This window comes from Sediminicoccus rosea, assembly GCF_033547095.1.
GTDB lineage: Bacteria > Pseudomonadota > Alphaproteobacteria > Acetobacterales > Acetobacteraceae > Roseococcus > Roseococcus rosea.
In genome coordinates this window covers 3,779,820-3,797,042 of the sequence record NZ_CP137852.1, presented here as the reverse complement: position 1 = coordinate 3,797,042, position 17,223 = coordinate 3,779,820, and the positions used below count along the sequence as shown (strand labels likewise).

13 protein-coding genes are annotated in these 17,223 nt (G+C 69.5%); 8 read left to right on the top strand and 5 right to left on the bottom strand.

What is annotated here, in order from left to right:
• Positions 1-3 precede the first annotated feature (3 nt).
• From R9Z33_RS18115 to recG, 3 genes are read right to left on the bottom strand one after another with little or no spacing between them, the layout of a single operon-like run.
• Positions 4-735: an ABC transporter permease subunit gene (locus R9Z33_RS18115; protein WP_318647961.1), complete on the bottom strand. Its 732-nt coding sequence runs from the start codon at positions 733-735 to the stop codon at positions 4-6.
• Positions 732-1,475, bottom strand: a complete 744-nt coding sequence (locus R9Z33_RS18110) for an ABC transporter ATP-binding protein (protein WP_318647960.1) — start codon at positions 1,473-1,475, stop codon at positions 732-734. Before R9Z33_RS18110 ends, R9Z33_RS18115 begins: the two co-directional genes overlap by 4 nt.
• A 55-nt stretch (positions 1,476-1,530) precedes the next feature.
• Entirely contained in the window at positions 1,531-3,621 is a 2,091-nt protein-coding gene (gene recG, locus R9Z33_RS18105) for an ATP-dependent DNA helicase RecG (RefSeq protein WP_318647959.1), read from the bottom strand.
• A 19-nt stretch (positions 3,622-3,640) separates the two neighbouring features.
• Between recG and R9Z33_RS18100 the strand changes: the two genes are divergently transcribed.
• Together R9Z33_RS18100 and mfd are read left to right on the top strand one after the other, a co-directional pair.
• Complete coding sequence (locus tag R9Z33_RS18100; RefSeq protein ID WP_318647958.1) at positions 3,641-3,946, top strand: FAD assembly factor SdhE; 306 nt, start codon at positions 3,641-3,643, stop codon at positions 3,944-3,946.
• Complete coding sequence (gene mfd, locus R9Z33_RS18095; RefSeq protein WP_318647957.1) at positions 3,943-7,383, top strand: transcription-repair coupling factor; 3,441 nt, start codon at positions 3,943-3,945, stop codon at positions 7,381-7,383. The genes R9Z33_RS18100 and mfd overlap by 4 nt, the downstream gene beginning before the upstream one ends.
• 7 nt (positions 7,384-7,390) lie before the next feature.
• On the opposite strand, the gene R9Z33_RS18090 is transcribed toward mfd, so the two are convergent.
• Together R9Z33_RS18090 and R9Z33_RS18085 are read right to left on the bottom strand one after the other, a co-directional pair.
• Positions 7,391-9,838, bottom strand: coding sequence for a PAS domain-containing sensor histidine kinase (locus tag R9Z33_RS18090; protein ID WP_318647956.1), 2,448 nt, complete (start codon positions 9,836-9,838; stop codon positions 7,391-7,393).
• Between the two features lie 84 nt (positions 9,839-9,922).
• Positions 9,923-10,582, bottom strand: a complete 660-nt coding sequence (locus R9Z33_RS18085) for a DsbA family oxidoreductase (protein ID WP_318647955.1) — start codon at positions 10,580-10,582, stop codon at positions 9,923-9,925.
• Positions 10,583-10,625: 43 nt separating this feature from the next.
• On the opposite strand from R9Z33_RS18085, the gene R9Z33_RS18080 reads away from it, so the two are divergent.
• Genes R9Z33_RS18080 through R9Z33_RS18055 form a run of 6 tightly spaced genes read left to right on the top strand, consistent with a single transcriptional unit; the run spans position 10,626 to position 17,218 of the window.
• Positions 10,626-11,705, top strand: coding sequence for an AI-2E family transporter (locus R9Z33_RS18080; RefSeq protein ID WP_318647954.1), 1,080 nt, complete (start codon positions 10,626-10,628; stop codon positions 11,703-11,705).
• A gap of 43 nt (positions 11,706-11,748) precedes the next feature.
• Positions 11,749-13,329 carry an ABC transporter substrate-binding protein gene (locus R9Z33_RS18075; protein WP_318647953.1) on the top strand — a complete coding sequence of 527 codons (1,581 nt, stop codon included), beginning with the start codon at positions 11,749-11,751 and terminating at the stop codon, positions 13,327-13,329.
• Between the two features lie 6 nt (positions 13,330-13,335).
• The gene (locus tag R9Z33_RS18070) at positions 13,336-14,316 is read left to right on the top strand and encodes an ABC transporter permease (RefSeq protein WP_318647952.1); all 981 of its coding nucleotides are present in this window, start codon (positions 13,336-13,338) and stop codon (positions 14,314-14,316) included.
• 3 nt (positions 14,317-14,319) lie between these two features.
• Positions 14,320-15,222 (top strand): ABC transporter permease, encoded by a 903-nt coding sequence (locus R9Z33_RS18065; protein WP_318647951.1) that lies wholly within the window; start codon positions 14,320-14,322, stop codon positions 15,220-15,222.
• A complete protein-coding gene (locus tag R9Z33_RS18060) occupies positions 15,222-16,190 on the top strand; it encodes an ABC transporter ATP-binding protein (protein ID WP_318647950.1) in 969 nt (322 codons plus the stop codon). Before R9Z33_RS18065 ends, R9Z33_RS18060 begins: the two co-directional genes overlap by 1 nt.
• Complete coding sequence (locus R9Z33_RS18055) at positions 16,187-17,218, top strand: ABC transporter ATP-binding protein (protein ID WP_318647949.1); 1,032 nt, start codon at positions 16,187-16,189, stop codon at positions 17,216-17,218. The genes R9Z33_RS18060 and R9Z33_RS18055 overlap by 4 nt, the downstream gene beginning before the upstream one ends.
• Positions 17,219-17,223 lie beyond the last annotated feature (5 nt).

The following is a 17,223-nucleotide window of genomic DNA, read 5'->3' as shown; positions in this document are numbered from 1 at the left end:
GTCTCAATCCGCCTTCTTGTGCTCGAGGATCACGGTATTTACGAAGAGCCAGAAGGCGATGAAGCTGGCGAAGAAGACGAAGTCCCGCGCCGAGATCACGCCGCGGGTGAAGCCATTGATCCGCTCGCTCACGCTCATGCCGCGCGCCACCTCGGCCAGCACCGGGAATTGTGAGGAGAGGAACTCCGTCACCACCGGGGAGCCGGCGGCGGCGAAGAGGAAGCAGCCGGCCACGGCCAGGACGAAGGCGATCACCTGGTTGCGCGTGACGGCCGAGATGGCGGCCCCCACGGCGAGATAGGCGCCCGCCACCAGGAAGCAGCCGAGATAGCCCGTGAGGATCACGCCATTATCCGGCTCGCCCAGCAGGTTGACGGTGATGACGAGCGGGAAGGTGAGGGCGAGGGCCACCGCGCAGAAGGCCCAGGCGGCGAGGAACTTGCCGACCACCGCCTGGCCGGCCGTGATGGGCAGGGTCAGCAGCAGCTCGATGGTGCCGAGGCGCCGTTCTTCCGCCCAGAGGCGCATGGTCAGCGCGGGCACCAGGAACAGGAACAGCCAGGGAATGAAGCTGAAGAAGGGGATGAGATCCGCCTGGCCGCGCCCGAAGAAGCCGCCCAGCGTGAAGGTCAGCGCACCCGAAAGGACGAGGAAGATCACGATGAAGACTGTGGCGACGGGCGTCGCGAAATAGGCCGCGAATTCACGACGTGCGACGGTGAGCGCGGGCCTCATGCGGCGGCTCCCAGCGTCAGGGAGCGGAAGACTTCCTCCATGCTGCGGCCATCGGCCACCAGGGCTGCGGGCGTCGCATCGGCCAGCACGCGGCCGCGCGCGATGACGATGGCGCGGGTGCAGACGGCGGCGACCTCTTCGAGAATATGGGTCGAAATGATGATGGCCTTCTCGGGCGCCATGGCGCGGATCAATTCGCGCACCTCATGCTTCTGGTTGGGGTCGAGGCCGTCGGTCGGTTCGTCCAGCACCAGCACGGGCGGCGAGTGCAGCAGCGCCTGGGCGAGGCCCACGCGGCGCTTGAACCCCTTGGAGAGCGTCTCGATCGGTTGCAGGCGCACGCCCTCCAACTGCGTCCGCGCCATGGCCTCGGCCACGCGCCGGGTCCGCTCGGCGCCGCCGAAGCCGCGGATGCGGGCGCAGAAATCCAGGAAATCGGCCACGCTCATTTCGGGATAGGTGGGGGCCCCCTCGGGCAGGAAGCCGAGGTTGCGCTTGGCGGCCACGGGGCGCTTCACCACATCCTCGCCGCAGATGCGGGCCGTGCCCTCGCTCGGCAGCATGAAGCCGGCCAGCATCCGCATGGTCGTGGACTTGCCGGCGCCATTGGGGCCGAGGAATCCCACGACCTCGCCGCGCTGGACGGAAAAGCTGACGCCATCCACGGCGGTGAAGCCGCCGAACCGTTTGGTCAGGCCCTCGATTTCGATGAGGCCCTGGTTTTCGGTGCTCTCGCTCAAGCCATGGTCTCCCGGTTCGGTCCGCCGATTTAAAAAACCGGGCAGGGATTTCAAGTCACCCGGCCGCCAGGAGCCTGACCGCGTCCTGCTTGTCAAACAGCGCCAGCAGCAGGCGCGCCGCCTGGCCGCGGGGGGAGGCCAGGTGCCGGTCCCGGGTCAGCAGCACCTCGGCATCGCCGGCCGCCATCTCGATCAGGGCATTCTGGCGGTTGGCGGCGCGCTGGGCGGCGGCCTCATCCTCGCCGCGCAGGCCCAGGCGGAACTGCACCTGGCCGGCCTGGCGCGTGCCCAGCGCCTCGCCGCCCCCTCGCAGCCGAAGATCCTCCTCCGCGATGACGAAGCCATCCTCCGTGTCGCGCAGGATCAGCAGGCGCTCCCGCTCGCGCTCGGAGAGCTGCTCGGAATGCACCAGAAGGCATGAGGAAGGCTTGCTGCCGCGCCCGACCCGGCCGCGCAACTGGTGCAGGGCCGAGAGGCCGAAGCGTTCCGCTTGCTCGATCAGGATGATGGTGGCTTCCGGCACGTCCACCCCCACCTCGATCACGGTGGTGGCGACCAGGATCTGCGTGCGGCCCTCGGCGAAGTCGCGCAGGGCGCCCTCGCGCAGCTCCATGTCCAGCTCGCCATGGGCGAGGCCGACCTGGCCGGGGAAGAGCTCGGAAAGCTCGGCGAAGCGGGTCTCGGCGGCGATGCTGTCATCATGCTCGCCGCCCGTGATGGCGCGCACCACCCAATAGGCGCGCTCGCCCCTGGCCAGGGCCTGGCGCATGCGGGCGATGATCTCGGGCAGGCGGGCGGCGGAGGCGATGCGCGTCGCGATGGGCTGGCGGCCGCGCGGCTTGCCGGCGATGCGGCTCACCTGCATCTCGCCCCAATGCGTCAGCTGGAGCGTGCGGGGAATGGGCGTGGCCGTCATCACCAGCATGTCCACCTGCTCGCCCTTGCCGGCCAGCTCGAGGCGCTGGGCGACGCCGAAGCGGTGCTGCTCATCCACCACGGCCAGTGCCAGGTCGTGGAACTCCACCCCCTGCTGGAACAGCGCATGGGTGCCGATCGCGATGGGGATCGAGCCATCGGCGAAGCCCTTGAGCACGCGCCGCCGCTCCGCCCCCTTCACCGAGCCGGCCAGCAGGGCGACCGGCACGGGTGAGAGCTTTTCCAGCGTCCGCAGATGCTGCCGCGCCAGGATTTCCGTCGGTGCCATGATCGCAGCCTGGGCCCCGGCCTCGACGGCCTGGAGCATGGCGAGCACCGCGACCAGCGTCTTGCCCGAGCCGACATCGCCCTGCAGCAGGCGCAGCATGCGGCGCGGGGCGGCGAGGTCGCGGGAGATTTCGGCCAGTGCCTGGGCCTGGTCGGGCGTCGGCTCGTGGCCGAAGGCGGCCAGCGCCTGGGCGCGCAGGCTCCCATCGCCGGCCAGTGCGCGGCCCGGCGCCTCGCGGTTGCGCCGGCGCAGCAGGGCCAGCGCCAATTGCCCGGCCAGCGCCTCGTCATAGGCGAGCCGCTCCCAGGGCTTCGCATCGGGGCGCGCTTCGGGGGCGTGCAGGGCGCGGAGCGCGGCGGCGAAGCCGGGCCAGGCCTCGCGCGCGAGCAGGGGGGCGTCCTGCCATTCGGGCAGCTCGGGCAGGCGTTTCAGGGCGGCCATGACGGCCGGCGCCACATGGGCGCGCTTCAGCCCCTCGGTGAGCGGCCAGATCGCCTCCAGCGCGGGGAAGCCCTCCTCGCTGGCCGCGACATCGGGGCTGATGCAGGACCAGCCATCGCCCTCGGGCCGGATGCGGCCGGAGATCCAGCGGGGCTCGCCACGCGGCAGCAGTTTCTCGATCCAGCCGAGGTTGGATTGCATGAAGCGGAGGGTCACCTCCTCCGCCGTGCGGACCTCGACATAGCGGCGGCGGGTGGCGCGGCTCATCGCGCTGCGAGTCGCGATGGGGGTCACACGCAGCACGGCATCGCTCTCGGGCTGCGCTTCCGCGGGATGGCTGATGCGCATCCGGCTCGCGATCCGGTCGGGCAGGTGAAACAGAAGGTCCAGGATGCGCGGGCCCCCGCAGGCCTTGGCGATGAGCGCAGCGCGCTTCGGCCCGACGCCCGGCAGGGTTTCGAGGGAATCAAGCAGGCTCTGGAGGCTGACACTCTGGCTCACACGGGCCTATATGCCACCCGTGACGAGTCCTGACGAAACCCCCGAACTCCCCCACCGCCAGCGCCGCCTGCTCTTCCGGGCCCTGCATCGCGGCACCAAGGAATGCGACCTGATGCTGGGCGGCTTCGTCCGCCGGCATATCGCCGCGCTGACGCCGGCCGAGCTGGATGAGCTGGAAGCCATCATGGAATTGCCGGATGTGGACTTGGCCGACTGGTTTTCCGGCCGCCGCCCCGCACCGCCGGAGGTGCGCGGGCCGCTCTTCGACCGCATCGCGGCCGAGAGCGCGGCGCCCGGCGCGGGCATGCCGGATCATTTGAAATGACGCTGAAGGTCTACGGCGCCCCCGAGGGCTATGACGCCCTGCTGCTGCGCCAGCGCCGCGCCGAGACCCAGGCGCCGGTCCTGCATGTCTGCCGCGACGATGCCCGCATGGCCCGCATGGCCGATGCGCTGGCCTTCTTCATGCCCGAGGCCGAGGTCCTGCGCCTGCCGGCCTGGGACTGCCTGCCCTATGACCGCGTCTCGCCCAATCCGGAGCTGGTCGCCGAGCGCGTCGCCACCTTGGCCGAACTCACGGCGCCGCCGGCGCGGCCGCGCATCGTGCTGACCACGGTGAATGCGCTGGTGCAGCGCGTGCCCCCGCGCAGTGCCTTCGCCAATTCCGCGCTGCTGCTCCGCAAGGGCGGGCGCGCCAGCATCGAGCAGATCACCGCCTTCCTGGAGACCAACGGCTACAACCGCACCGGCACCGTCATGGAGCCCGGCGAATACGCGGTGCGCGGCGGCATCCTGGACCTCTTCCCCTCGGGCGAGGCCGACCCGCTGCGCCTCGACCTCTTCGGCGACGAGCTCGAGAGCATCCGTCGCCTCGACACCGGCACCCAGCGCAGCGGCGCGGCGGTGGACCGGCTGACCCTGCGCCCGGTGGGGGAGGTCTTCCTCGACCCGGCCTCCATCGAGCGCTTCCGGACCGGCTATCGTGACCTCTTCGGCAACGCTGCGGCCGAGGACCCGCTTTATGTCTCGGTCAGCGCCGGGCGGCGGCATCCGGGCATGGAGCATTGGGCCGGCCTCTTCCACGCCGAGATGGAGACGCTGCTGGACTACCTGCCCGGTGCCTCGGTCAGCCTGGACGCCCAGGCCGAGGAGGCGCTGACGGCGCGGCTGGAGATGATCCAGGACCACTACGAGGCCCGCCGCATCCCGGCCCGGCTCGGCGAGGGCGAGGTGCCCTATCGCCCCGCGCCGCCCGGCCGCCTCTACCTCGACCGCGCCGGCTGGGACGCCATGCTGGCCCGGGGGCAGGAGCTGCATTTCTCGCCCTTCCACAAGCCAGACGGCGCGGATGGCTTCGATGCGGGCGGCCGGGCCGGGCGCCTCTTCACCGAGATCCGGCAGGCGGGGGAGAACCTGTTTTCCGCCTATGCCGCCCATGCCGAGACTGAGCGCGGCCGCGGCCGGCAGCCCATGCTCGCCGCCTGGACCCGCGGCTCGCGCGAGCGGCTGGTGACGCTGCTGCGCGAGAACCGCGTCGCGGCGGAGCCGGTGGACGACTACTACGCCTTCCAGCGCCTTTCGCCCGGCACCATCGGCGTGGGCATCCTGGGGCTGGAGCGCGGCTTCACCGCCGAACAGCTCTCCATCACCGCCGAGCAGGACCTGCTGGGCGAGCGCATCGCCCGCCCCGCGCGCCGCAAGAAGCGCGCCGACCAGTTCATCGCGGATGCCACGCAGATCGAGGTTGGAGATCTGCTGGTGCATCAGGATCACGGCATCGGGCGCTATGACGGGCTGGCCACCATCGAGGTGAGCGGCGCGCCGCATGACTGCCTGCGGATGATCTATGACGGCAATGACAAGCTCTTTGTCCCCGTCGAGAACATCGAAATCCTCAGCCGCTTCGGCAGCGAGACGGCCGGCGTCGCGCTGGACAAGCTGGGCGGCGCCTCCTGGCAGGCGCGCAAGTCTAAGGCGAAGCAGCGCATCGCCGACATGGCGGGCGCCCTGATCCGCATCGCCGCCGAACGCCAGACGCGCGAGGCGCCGATGATGGCCCCGCCCGAAGGCGCCTGGGACGAATTCTGCGCCCGCTTCCCCTATGTGGAGACGGACGATCAGGCCCGCGCCATCGCCGATGTGCTGGAGGACCTCGCCTCCGGCCGCCCGATGGACCGTCTGATCTGCGGCGATGTCGGCTTCGGCAAGACGGAGGTGGCGCTGCGCGCGGCCTTCACCGTCGCCATGTCCGGCTCGCAGGTCGCCGTCGTCGTGCCCACCACCCTGCTGGCGCGCCAGCACCACCGCATCTTCACCGCGCGCTTCGCGGGCCTGCCGATCAAGGTCGCGCAGCTCTCGCGCATGGTGACGGCGAAGGAGGCCGCCCAGGTCAAGGCGGCGCTGGCGGCGGGCGAGGTGGACATCGTCGTCGGCACCCACGCGCTGCTGGGCAAGACGATCAGCTTCGACAATCTCGGCCTCGTCATCGTGGATGAAGAGCAGCATTTCGGCGTGAAGCACAAGGAAAGGCTGAAGGAACTCGAGGCCGGCGTGCATGTGCTGACGCTGACCGCGACCCCCATCCCGCGCACCTTGCAGCTGGCGCTGTCCGGCGTGCGCGAGATGAGCGTGATCGCGACACCGCCGGTGGACCGCCTCGCGGTGCGCACCTTCATCATGCCCTGGGACAGCCTCGTCCTGCGCGAGGCGGTGCAGCGCGAGCGCTTCCGCGGCGGGCAGGTCTTCGTTGTCGTGCCCCGCATCGAGGACATGGCGAAGATGTATGAGCGCCTGGCCGAAGTGGCGCCCGAGGCGCGCGTGGTGCAGGCGCATGGAAGGCTTGCGCCGACCGAGCTCGAGCAGGTGATGACCGAGTTCGGTGACGGCAAATACGACATCCTGCTCGCCACCAATATCGTGGAATCCGGCCTCGACATGCCGGCGGTGAACACGCTGATCATCCACCGCGCCGACATGTTCGGCCTGGGCCAGCTCTACCAGCTGCGCGGGCGCGTCGGGCGCGGCAAGCAGCGCGGCTATGCCTACCTGACCTGGCCGCCGCATCACCGCCTCAGCCCCACCTCGCAGAAGCGGCTCGAGGTGATGCAGACGCTGGACAATCTCGGCGCCGGCTTCACGCTGGCGAGCCACGACCTCGACATCCGCGGCGCCGGCAACCTGCTGGGCGAGGAGCAGTCCGGCCAGATCCGCGAGGTCGGCATCGAGCTCTACCAGGAGATGCTGGAGGAAGCCGTGGCCGATCTCCGCGCCGGCTCCAAGCGCGCGCGCGAGGCGGAGGGCAAGTTCACGCCGCAGATCAATCTCGGCCTGCCGGTGCTGATCCCCGAGAACTACGTGCAGGAGCTGCCCGTGCGCCTCGGCCTCTATCGCCGCATCGGCGGGCTCGAGACCGAGGCCGAGGTCGAGGCGATGGCCGCGGAATTCGCCGACCGCTTCGGCCCCATCCCGCCCGAGGTGGAGAACCTGCTGCAGGTGGTCAGCCTCAAGCTCGCCTGCCGTGCGGCCGGCGTCGAGAAGGTGGATGCGGGGCCCAAGGGCGTCGTCATCGCCTTCCACAAGAACCGCTTCGCCAATCCGGCCGGGTTGGTAGCCTGGGTTTCGGGCCAGAAGGGCCTGGTCTCGCTGCGGCCGGACCACAAGCTCGCCTTGCTGCGGGAACTGCCTTTCGATGCGCGGGTGAAGGCGGCGCGCGGGCTGGTTGCCAACCTCGTGCGCGTGGTGGAGCAGGCGAAGGCGGCGTGAGCCGCCCTCAGGCGGCGGGTAAACTGATCGTGAAGGCCGTGCCGCCCGGCACGTTCTCGGCGGCCAGCCTGCCGCCCATGTCCTGGATGATGCCGTAGCTGATCGAGAGGCCGAGGCCGGTGCCCTGGCCCTCGGGCTTGGTCGTGAAGAAGGGCTCGAAGATGCGCGGCAGGATGTCGGCCGGGATGCCGCCCGCCGCGTCGCGCACCTCCAGCCGGACCTCACCGCCCGCCCGCCAGGCGCGCAGCCGGATCATCCGCTCCCCGCCGCCCTCGGGCGACTGCGCATGATAGGCGTCGCAGGCATTCGCGATGAGGTTCATCAGCACCTGCTCCAGCGGGATGGCGATGCCGAGCACCGGGGGCAGTTCCGCCTCCACCTCCTGCGTCACCCGCACGGCCGAGAGCGTCAGCTTGCTGTTGAGCATCTCCAGCGCGTCATGGATCACCTGCCGGAGTTGGAGGGGCGCCGCCGGCAGGTTCTCCGCGCGCCCAAAGATCCGCATGTGGTCGATCAGATTCGCCATGCGGGCCGTCTGGCCGATGATCTTCTCGAGCCGGTCCCGCATGGGTGCCAGGGCCGGATCGTTGCCGTCGAGCTGCAGCAGCATGATGTCCGCCGCCATGCTGATGGTGGCGAGCGGCTGGTTCAGCTCATGCGCCATGCCTGTCGTCACCTCGCCCAGCTGGGCGAGCTTGGCCGAATGGGCCAGCTGCTCGGCCAGCTGCTTCTCACGCGTGATGTCGGTCCAGATGCTCATCAGCTCGGGCACGCCGGCGGGCGTCACCTGGCCGCGCTGGATTCCGCGGATCCAGAGCCAGCGCCCGTCCTTGTGGCGGAAGCGGAACTCCGTCGTGGATTCCGGTTGTCCGATCGTGGCGTCCGGCAGGGCCATGATGCGGTCGCAGTCGTCCGGATGCGCATGGGCCTGGAACCAGCCGAGCTGCGTTGCCTCCGCCGGCGTGAAGCCGGTGAGCGCCTCCAGCTGCGCCGAGGCATAGCGGCGGAACCAGCGGCCATCGGGCTGGCGTTCGAAGCGGAACAGCACGCCCGGCAGGCGGGCCAGCATCGCATCCCGTTCGGCCAGCGCCTCCGCGCGGGCGATCTCAGCCTCGCGCTCCAGGGTCACGTCGCGCTGGACGGAGACCCAATGGGTGAACCAGCCCTCGCTGTCGGCCACGGGCGAGATGCGAAGGTCGGACCAGAAGCTGCTGCCATCCTTGCGGTAGTTCAGCACCGCCTGGCGGACCGGCTTCCAGGCCTCCAACGCGTTGCGGATGTTGCGTCGGGCCTTGGCCGATGTGCCGGCGCCCTGCAGCAGGCGCGGCGTGAGGCCCAGCACCTCGGCCTGGGTGTAGCCCGTCTCCCGCTCGAAGGCGGGATTGGCATAGACGATCCGCGGCCCGGGCGTGTCCACCGGCTCGGCCTCGGTGATCAGCACCACGTCGGAGGTCGCCTCCACCACGCGGCGCATCAGGCGCGCCTCGTCCTCGTTGCGGATGCGGCGGAGGATGGGGCGCAGGACGGACACCGCCTGGTCGAGCAGCTGCGACAGTTCGTTGAAGTTGCTGCGCCCCTCGCCGAGGCCGATCAGCAGCGCGAAGCCCTGCGCCTCCAGCCGGAAGGGCGAGACCATCAGGGAGCGCAGGCCCCGCTGCGCGGCGGGGCCGAGCAAGGGGTTGCTGGCCCAGTCCTCCGTCGTCACGTCGGTGACGATGATCTGCCGTTCCTCGCGGAGCGCGCGCAGGGTGGGCGAGTTGGGTGCGGAGATGGTCAGGTTGCGTTGCGCGCCCGGGTCGTCGGGCAGGCCGAAGCTGCTGTCGCTCCAGCCGCCGAGGAAGCGGGCACTCGGCTCCTTGCCGCCCAACCGCTGCCAGAGCTGGCAGGTGAGGGCGCCCGTTGCCTCGCACAGCGCAAGCGCCGCCGAGCGGGCGGAGCTTTCCAGGTCGGTCGCTTCGGCGGCCACCGCCATCCAGCGCCGCAGCAACCGGGCATCGCGTTCCATGCGGGCCTGGTCGAGTGCGCGGCGGCGCTCCCCCAGCTGGTCCATGACGATCCGCGCGAGGTCGAGCAGGCCCTCGTGCAGGCTCGCCGCCCGGTCCGCCGCAAGAGGGGGGGCGCCGGCGCGAGGGTCGAGGACGCAGAGGGCGCCGAGCGTCGCGCCGCCCGGGGTGGTGAGGGGAATGCCGGCCTCGAGTCGGGGGGCGGAGGCGAGCTGGGGGGCACCGGCTTCCATGACCCGATGGGCGAGGGCGTCCAGCGCCGCGGCGCTGGCCTCTGCCGCCGGGCCCAGCAGCGTGCGTGGCCCGCCCTCCCTAAAGATGATGGCGCCGGCCGGGGCATCGCAGAGGCGCAGGGCCAGGCGCAGAATGCGTGCGTGCTCCCGCTCGCTCGGGGTCCCCAGCAGCTCGTGCGATGCTAGCTCCGCCTCCCAGACTCGCTCGGTTTCGTTCATTTCTTCAACTTTCCGAGGCCCTTCCGCCTCCCTCCCGGCCAACCATGGCCGAATTGCGCCGGCGCGCAAGACGGTGGGCGAGCCTCAGCCCGCGGCCAGCGCCACTTCGATGAGCCGCTCCAGCACCTCGGGCTCCTGTGCGCCGGCGATCGCGTGCTCGCCATCCACCAGGAAGCAGGGAACGCCGTTGATGCCGAGGCGGTGCGCGCGGAGGTTCTCCAGGTGGACCCACTCCGTCTCGCCTGCGCCGCCCAGCAGCCGGAGGGCGGCGGCCTGGTCGAAGCCTTCCTCGCCCGCCAGCATGGCCAGCGTCGCATGCTGCCCGATGTCCAGCCCCTCGCAGAAATAGGCGGCAAAGAGGCGCTCCACGAGGCGGTCCACCGGCGCGTGCCGCCCAGCCCAGCGCAGCAGGCGGTGGGCGTCGAGGCTGGCCGGGATGCGGCGCAGCAGGTCGAAGCGGAAGGCGATTCCCTCGGCGCGCCCGAGTTCGGTGATGGTGCCGTGCAGGCGCCGGGCGCGGTCCTCGCCGCCGAACTTGCGGGCCAGCCAGTCCTGCCGGGGGATGCCGCCGGGCGCGATTTCCGGGTTCAGCAGGAAGGGGCGCCATTGCAGGTCCGGCTGCAGGTCATGACGCTCGGCCAGCACCCGCATCAGGCGGCGGATGCCGAGGTAGCACCAGGGGCAGACGAGATCGAAGACGATCTCGACCGAGAGCCGCGGGCGTGGTGGCGCAAGGATGTTCACCCGTGCATGCTACAGGCTTCCCGCGGGTCTCGGCAAAGGGTGCATGATGGAGAACAAGGAGCAACTGGCGAGGCTGGTGGGTTTCATCGCCGCCGGGGCACTGGCGGCGGGCTGCTTCCTGGTGCTCAAGCCCTTCATTTCGGCGCTCATGTGGGCCGTCATCCTCGTCTTCTGCACCTGGCCCGCCTATCGCTTCCTGACCGACCGGCTGCGCCTGGGGGCGGGGAGCGCGGCGGGCGTGATGGTATCGGCCGAGTTCCTGCTGATCGGCCTGCCGCTGGTCTTCGCCACGCCGGTCCGGCGCGAGGACATCGAGGGCATCCGCAACTGGCTGGTGCGCGTCTTCAGCGAGGGCCTGCCCGATCTCTCCGGCGTCTTCCTGCTGATCCCGATGGTCGGTCCCTACCTGAACGATTGGTGGCAGGCGCTGGCCGGTGATGCCTCCCACCTGGTCGCCGCCATCCGCCCCTATGCCGGGGATATCGCGCAATTCGCGCTGTCCCTGCTGCTCGGCCTGCTCTCGGGCGTGGCGGAGATGCTGATCGCCATCCTGCTCGCCTTCTTCATCTATAAGGATGGCCCGGCCCTGGCGAAGGGCGCCTATGGCCTGCTGGAGCGGCTGGCCGGCGTGCGCGCGCCGCATCTGTGGGAACTGACGGGCAATGTCACCCGCGGCGTGGTCTATGGCATGCTGGGCACGGCCGTCGCGCAAGGCTTCATGACCTTCTTCGGCCTCTGGATCTCGGGCGTGCCGCAGCCCGTGCTGCTGGCGGTCATCGCCGGTGTCATCTCCATCCTGCCGGTGGGGGCGCCGCTGGTCTGGATCCCGGCGTCGATCTGGCTTCTGGCCACGGGGAGCATCGGCTGGGGCATCTTCCTGGCGCTCTACGGGGGGCTGGGGATCTCCTCGGTGGACAATGTGATCCGGCCCTGGTTCATCTCGCGCGGTGCCGATCTGCCCTTGCTGCTGACCATCCTGGGCGCGCTGGGCGGCGTTCTCGCCTTTGGTTTCCTGGGGCTGTTCCTGGGACCCGTGCTGCTGGCGCTGGGCTATACCCTGATCAAGGAATGGGCCACCGGCGAGGCGGAAGAGGCTTCCCCCGAGGCGCGTCCGCCCGTATAGCGGGCGCTTCCGGCCGGGACGGCCTGGGGTTCGGGAGACATCAATGAGGGCTTTGTGGCGGGCCGCGATCCTGGTCGTGGCGCTGATGGTGGGTGTTGCCGAGGCGCGGACCGTGCGCTGGGCCGCGAGTGGCGACCCCAACACGATGGACCCGCACAGCCAGAATGTCGGCACCGTCACCATGGTGCTGCAGCAAATCTATGACGCGCTGATCAGCCGCAACCAGCAGCTTGGCCTCGAACCCGGCCTCGCCACGGCCTGGCGGCAGGAGGAGCCGACCCGCTGGCGCTTCACGCTGCGCCCCAATGTCCGCTTCCATGAGGGCGAGGCCTTCACCAGCGACGACGTGGTGTTCAGCATCACCCGGGCGCTGGCCCCCACCAGCAATTTCGGCATATTCGTGGATACGATCGAGCGCGCCGTCGCGGTGGATGCGCTGACGGTGGACATCATCACCAAGGCGCCGGACCCGATCCTGCCCAACAAGCTCGCCTCCGTGTTCATGATGTCGCGCTCCTGGTCCGAACGGAACAATGCGGCCCGCCCGCAGAACACCCGCCAGCGCGAGGAGATGCACACCACGCGCAACACCAACGGCACGGGCGCCTTCCGCCTGCAGACGCGCGAGCCTGATGTCCGCACCGTGCTGGTCCGCAACCCGGACTGGTGGGGCTGGCAGGTGCCGACCAACAACGGCAACGTGACCGAGATCGTCTTCCGCCCGATCGCGAGCGATGCGACGCGTGTGGCCGCCCTGCTCTCCAACGAAATTGATTTCGTGATGGATCCGCCGCTGCAGGACCTCGCGCGGCTGCGCAACGCCCAGGGGCTGCGCGTGCTGGAAGGCCCCGAGGTTCGGACCATCTTCCTCGCCATGGATGTGGCGCGCGACGAGCTGCTCTACTCCGACGTGCGCGGCCGCAACCCGCTGCGCGACGTGCGGGTGCGCCGGGCGCTGTACCAGGCGATCGACATCCAGGCGATCCATCGCACCATCATGCGCAACCAGAGCGTGGTGACCGGCACCCTCTTCCCCGAGCAGGTGAACGGCTATGCCCGCGAGGAGGATGTGCGCCTGCCCTACGATCAGGCCCGCGCCCGCGCGCTGCTGACGGAAGCCGGCTACCCCAACGGCTTCGAGATCACGCTCGACTGCTCCAACAACCGCTACATCAATGACGAGCAGATCTGCCAGGCGATCGTCGCCATGTGGGCGCGCGTGGGCATCCGGGCGCGGCTGAACGCCATGCCGCTCGGTCCCTTCTTCGCCAAGATCCAGCGCGACGACACCAGCATCTACATGCTGGGCTGGGGCGTGCCGACGCTGGATGCGCTCTATTCCTTCCAGTCGCTGCTCGCCACGCGCAACGGCGCCCAGGGCGACGGCATCTGGAACTATGGCCGCTACTCCAACCCGCAGATGGACGCGCTGATCCAGCGCATGAAGGTCGAGACGGGCGAGGCGCGCTTGGCCACGATCCGCGAGGCGCTGCGGCTGTATCGCGAGGACGTGCCGCATATCCCGCTGCATCACCAGATGATCCCCTGGGCGATGCGGTCCACGCTCGCCATCCCGCACATGGCGAACAACCAGCCCTATTTCCGATGGGCCGTGGTGAACTGAGGCCGCATGTTCTCCTTCATCGTCTCCCGCATCCTCCAGGCGCTGCCGGTGATGTTCGTGGTCTCGCTCATCAGCTTCGCCATGTTCGCCTATGTGGGCGACCCGGTGGCGATCATGCTGGGCCAGGACTTCACCGAGGCGCAGCGCGAGGCGCTGGTGCGTGACCTCGGTCTCGACCAGCCCTTCTTCGTCCAGTTCGCGACCTTCCTCGGCAATGCCGTGCAGGGCGAGTTCGGCCTTTCCTATCGGCTCTCGCGACCGGTGGCGGAGCTGATTGCCGAGCGCGCGCCGGCGACGCTGGAACTGGCGCTGACGGCCGCCTTCCTGGCGCTGATGATCGGCGTGCCGATGGGGGTCTATACCGGCCTCTATCGCAATTCCTGGCTCTCCCGCTTCTTCCTCACCTTCAGCCTGGTCGGTGTCTCGCTGCCGACCTTCCTGATCGGCATCCTGCTCATCCTCACCTTCTCGGTCTGGCTGGGCTGGCTGCCCAGCTTCGGGCGGGGTGACGTGACGCGCATCGGCTGGTGGACGTCGGGCTTCTTCACCTGGTCGGGCCTCAAGGCGCTGGTCCTGCCGGCCATCACGCTCGGCCTGTTCCAGCTCACGCTCATCATGCGCCTCGTGCGCTCGGAGATGATGGAGGTGCTGCGGACCGACTACGTGAAATTCGCCCGCGCGCGCGGCCTGACCAATCGCGCCATCAATTTCGGCCATGCGCTGAAAAACACGCTGGTGCCGGTCATCACCATCGCGGGCCTGCAGCTCGGCGGCATCATCGCCTTCGCCATCGTGACCGAGACGGTGTTCCAGTGGCCGGGCATGGGGCTGCTCTTCATCCAGAGCGTGGGTGCGGCCGACATTCCCGTCATGGCGGCCTACCTCATGCTGATCGCGCTGGTCTTCGTCACCATCAACCTGGTGGTGGACCTTCTCTATTACGCGGTGGACCCCAGGCTGCGCGTCGGCCGCGGGAAGGGGCACTAAGCCATGAAGGCCTTCTTCGACAGCGACCTCTGGTGGAGCTTCACCCGCTCGCCCGTCACGGTGATTTCGGCCATCGTGGCCTTCATCTGCATCGCGGGCGCGGTGCTGGCGCCGGTGCTGGCGCCGCACAATCCGTTCGACCTCGCTTCGCTCCAGCTCATGGATGCCTTCAAGCCGCCGGCCTGGCAGTCGGAGGGCGATGCCAGTTATCCGCTCGGCACCGATGACCAGGGGCGGGACATGCTCTCGGCCATCATGTATGGCGCGCGCGTCTCGCTGCTGGTGGGCTTCGCGGCGGTGATCTTCTCGACGCTGGTGGGCGTCACGGTGGGCCTGCTGGCCGGGTATCTCGGCGGGAAGGTGGACGCACTGCTGATGCGCATCGCCGACATCCAGCTGACCTTCCCCTCCATCCTGGTGGCTTTGCTGATCGATGGCGTGGTGCGCGCCGTGCTGCCGCGCGAGACGCATAGCGAGGTGGCGCTCTTCGTCGTCATCTTCGCCATCGGCATCTCCAACTGGCCGCAATTCGCCCGCACGGTGCGCGGCTCCACCCTGGTGGAACGCAACAAGGAATATGTGCAGGCGGCGCGCGTCATCGGCCTCTCGCCGCTGCGCATCATGCGCAGCCACGTGCTGCCCAACGTCATGTCCCCCGTGCTCGTGATCGCGACGCTCAACCTCGGCTTCGCCATCCTGGCCGAGGCGACGCTGAGCTTCCTCGGCGTCGGCGTGCCGCCGACGCAGCCCTCGCTCGGCACGCTGATCCGCATCGGCAATGACTTCCTGTTCTCGGGCGAGTGGTGGATCACGATCTTCCCGGGTGTCGCCCTCATCGTGATGGTGCTTTCCGTGAACCTGTTGGGCGACTGGCTGCGCGACGCGCTGAACCCGAGGCTGCGCTGATGTCTCTGTTGCAAGTGAAGAACCTCCGCGTCGAATTCCCGACGCGGCGCGGCACGCTGGTGGCGCTGGACGATGTCTCCTTTGACATCGCCCCGGGCGAGGTGCTGGGCGTCGTGGGTGAATCCGGCGCCGGCAAGTCCATGACCGGGGCCGCCATCATCGGCCTGCTGGAGCCGCCGGGCCGCATCGCCAAGGGCGAGATCCTGCTGGAGGGGCGGCGCATCGACAACCTGCCCTATGAGCAGATGCGCCGCATCCGCGGCCGCGAGATCGGCGCGATCTTCCAGGATCCGCTGACCACGCTGAACCCGCTCTACACCATCGGCCGGCAGTTGGTGGAGACGATGACGACCCACCTGCCCATCGGCCCCGCCGAGGCCCGGGAGAAGGCAATCGGCTGGCTCGAACTCGTGGGCATCCCGGCGGCGCGGGAGCGCATCGACAGCTATCCGCACGAGTTCTCGGGCGGCATGCGCCAGCGCGTGGTGATCGCGCTCGCCCTCTGCGCCGAGCCCAAGCTGATCGTGGCCGATGAGCCGACCACCGCGCTCGACGTCTCGATCCAGGCGCAGGTCATCGCCATGCTCAAGACCCTGGCGCGGGAGAAGGGGACGGCGATGATGCTGGTCACCCATGACATGGGCGTGATCGCGGAAACCGCCGATCGGGTCGCCGTGATGTATGCCGGCCGCATCGCCGAAATCGGCCCTGTGCGCGAGGTGGTGCGCCAGGCGCGCCACCCCTATTCGCAGGGCCTGATGGGTTCGATTCCGCCGCTCGACCGGCGCGTCGAGCGCCTGCAGCAGATTGATGGCGCCATGCCGCGGCTGACGGCCATCCCCCAGGGCTGTGCCTACAACCCGCGCTGCCCTCAGGTCTTCGCGCGCTGCGCGGTGGAGCGGCCTGATCTGCTGGATGCGGGCACCACCCGCGCCGCCTGCTGGCTCTATGCGGAGGGCAAGCGATGAGCCCGACCCCGATGATCGCGGCCGAGGATGTCGCGCGCTATTTCGATGTCTCCAAGCCGCTGATCCAGCGCATCGTCGCGCGCGAGGGCAAGCGCACGTTGCGCGCGGTGGATGGCATCTCCTTCGACATCCCGAAGGGCACGACGCTCTCCCTCGTCGGCGAGAGCGGCTGCGGCAAGTCCACCGTCGCGCGCCTCATGGTGGGCCTCTACCCCACCACGCGCGGGCGCGTGATGTTCGACGGGCAGGATCTCTCGCTGGCGCGCGCCGATTCCAAGCAGCGCAGCCGCATGCAGATGATCTTCCAGGATCCCTATGCCTCGCTCAATCCGCGCTGGCGCGTGGTCGACATCGTTGCCGAGCCGATCCGCGCCTTCCGTCTGATCGAGGACAAGCAGGCCATCCTGAACCGTGTCGGCGAATTGCTCACGCAGGTCGGCCTCTCGCCGCTGGATGGCCAGAAATACCCGCATGAATTCTCGGGTGGGCAACGGCAGCGCATTTCGATCGCGCGCGCGCTGTCGTCCAACCCGGAATTCCTGGTCTGCGACGAGCCGACCTCCGCTCTCGACGTGTCGGTCCAGGCGCAGATCCTGAACCTGATGAAGGAACTCCAGACCCGGCTCGGTCTGACCTACCTCTTCATCAGCCACAACCTCGCGGTCGTCCGGCAGGTGAGTGACCGCATCGGCGTCATGTATCTCGGCAAGCTCGTCGAGCTGTCTCCGGCGGAGAGCCTCTTCCAGGCGCCGCGCCACCCCTACACGCGTGCCCTGATGGAGGCGATCCCGGATCTGGAAATGACCGGCCGCCAGCGCATCCCGGTGGGTGGCGAGGTGCCGAGCCCGATCTCACCGCCCTCGGGCTGCACCTTCCATCCGCGCTGCCCCCTTGCCAATGCGCGCTGCAAGTCGGAGGTGCCGGTGATGAAGCCGGTGGCTTCGGCGCCTCACGCGGCTTCGCCGCTGTCCGCGGGCGACGCGATGGTGGCCTGCCACGCGGTCGAGGAAGGCCGCGCCCACGCCTGAGGCGC

Coding starts and splice junctions, on each gene's coding strand:
- R9Z33_RS18115 (WP_318647961.1), bottom strand. CDS start 735: ATGAGGCCCGCGCTCACCGTCGCACGTCGTGAATTCGCGGCCTATTTC.
- mfd (WP_318647957.1), top strand. CDS start 3,943: ATGACGCTGAAGGTCTACGGCGCCCCCGAGGGCTATGACGCCCTGCTG.
- R9Z33_RS18090 (WP_318647956.1), bottom strand. CDS start 9,838: ATGAACGAAACCGAGCGAGTCTGGGAGGCGGAGCTAGCATCGCACGAG.
- R9Z33_RS18080 (WP_318647954.1), top strand. CDS start 10,626: ATGATGGAGAACAAGGAGCAACTGGCGAGGCTGGTGGGTTTCATCGCC.
- R9Z33_RS18075 (WP_318647953.1), top strand. CDS start 11,749: ATGAGGGCTTTGTGGCGGGCCGCGATCCTGGTCGTGGCGCTGATGGTG.
- R9Z33_RS18070 (WP_318647952.1), top strand. CDS start 13,336: ATGTTCTCCTTCATCGTCTCCCGCATCCTCCAGGCGCTGCCGGTGATG.
- R9Z33_RS18065 (WP_318647951.1), top strand. CDS start 14,320: ATGAAGGCCTTCTTCGACAGCGACCTCTGGTGGAGCTTCACCCGCTCG.
- R9Z33_RS18060 (WP_318647950.1), top strand. CDS start 15,222: ATGTCTCTGTTGCAAGTGAAGAACCTCCGCGTCGAATTCCCGACGCGG.
- R9Z33_RS18055 (WP_318647949.1), top strand. CDS start 16,187: ATGAGCCCGACCCCGATGATCGCGGCCGAGGATGTCGCGCGCTATTTC.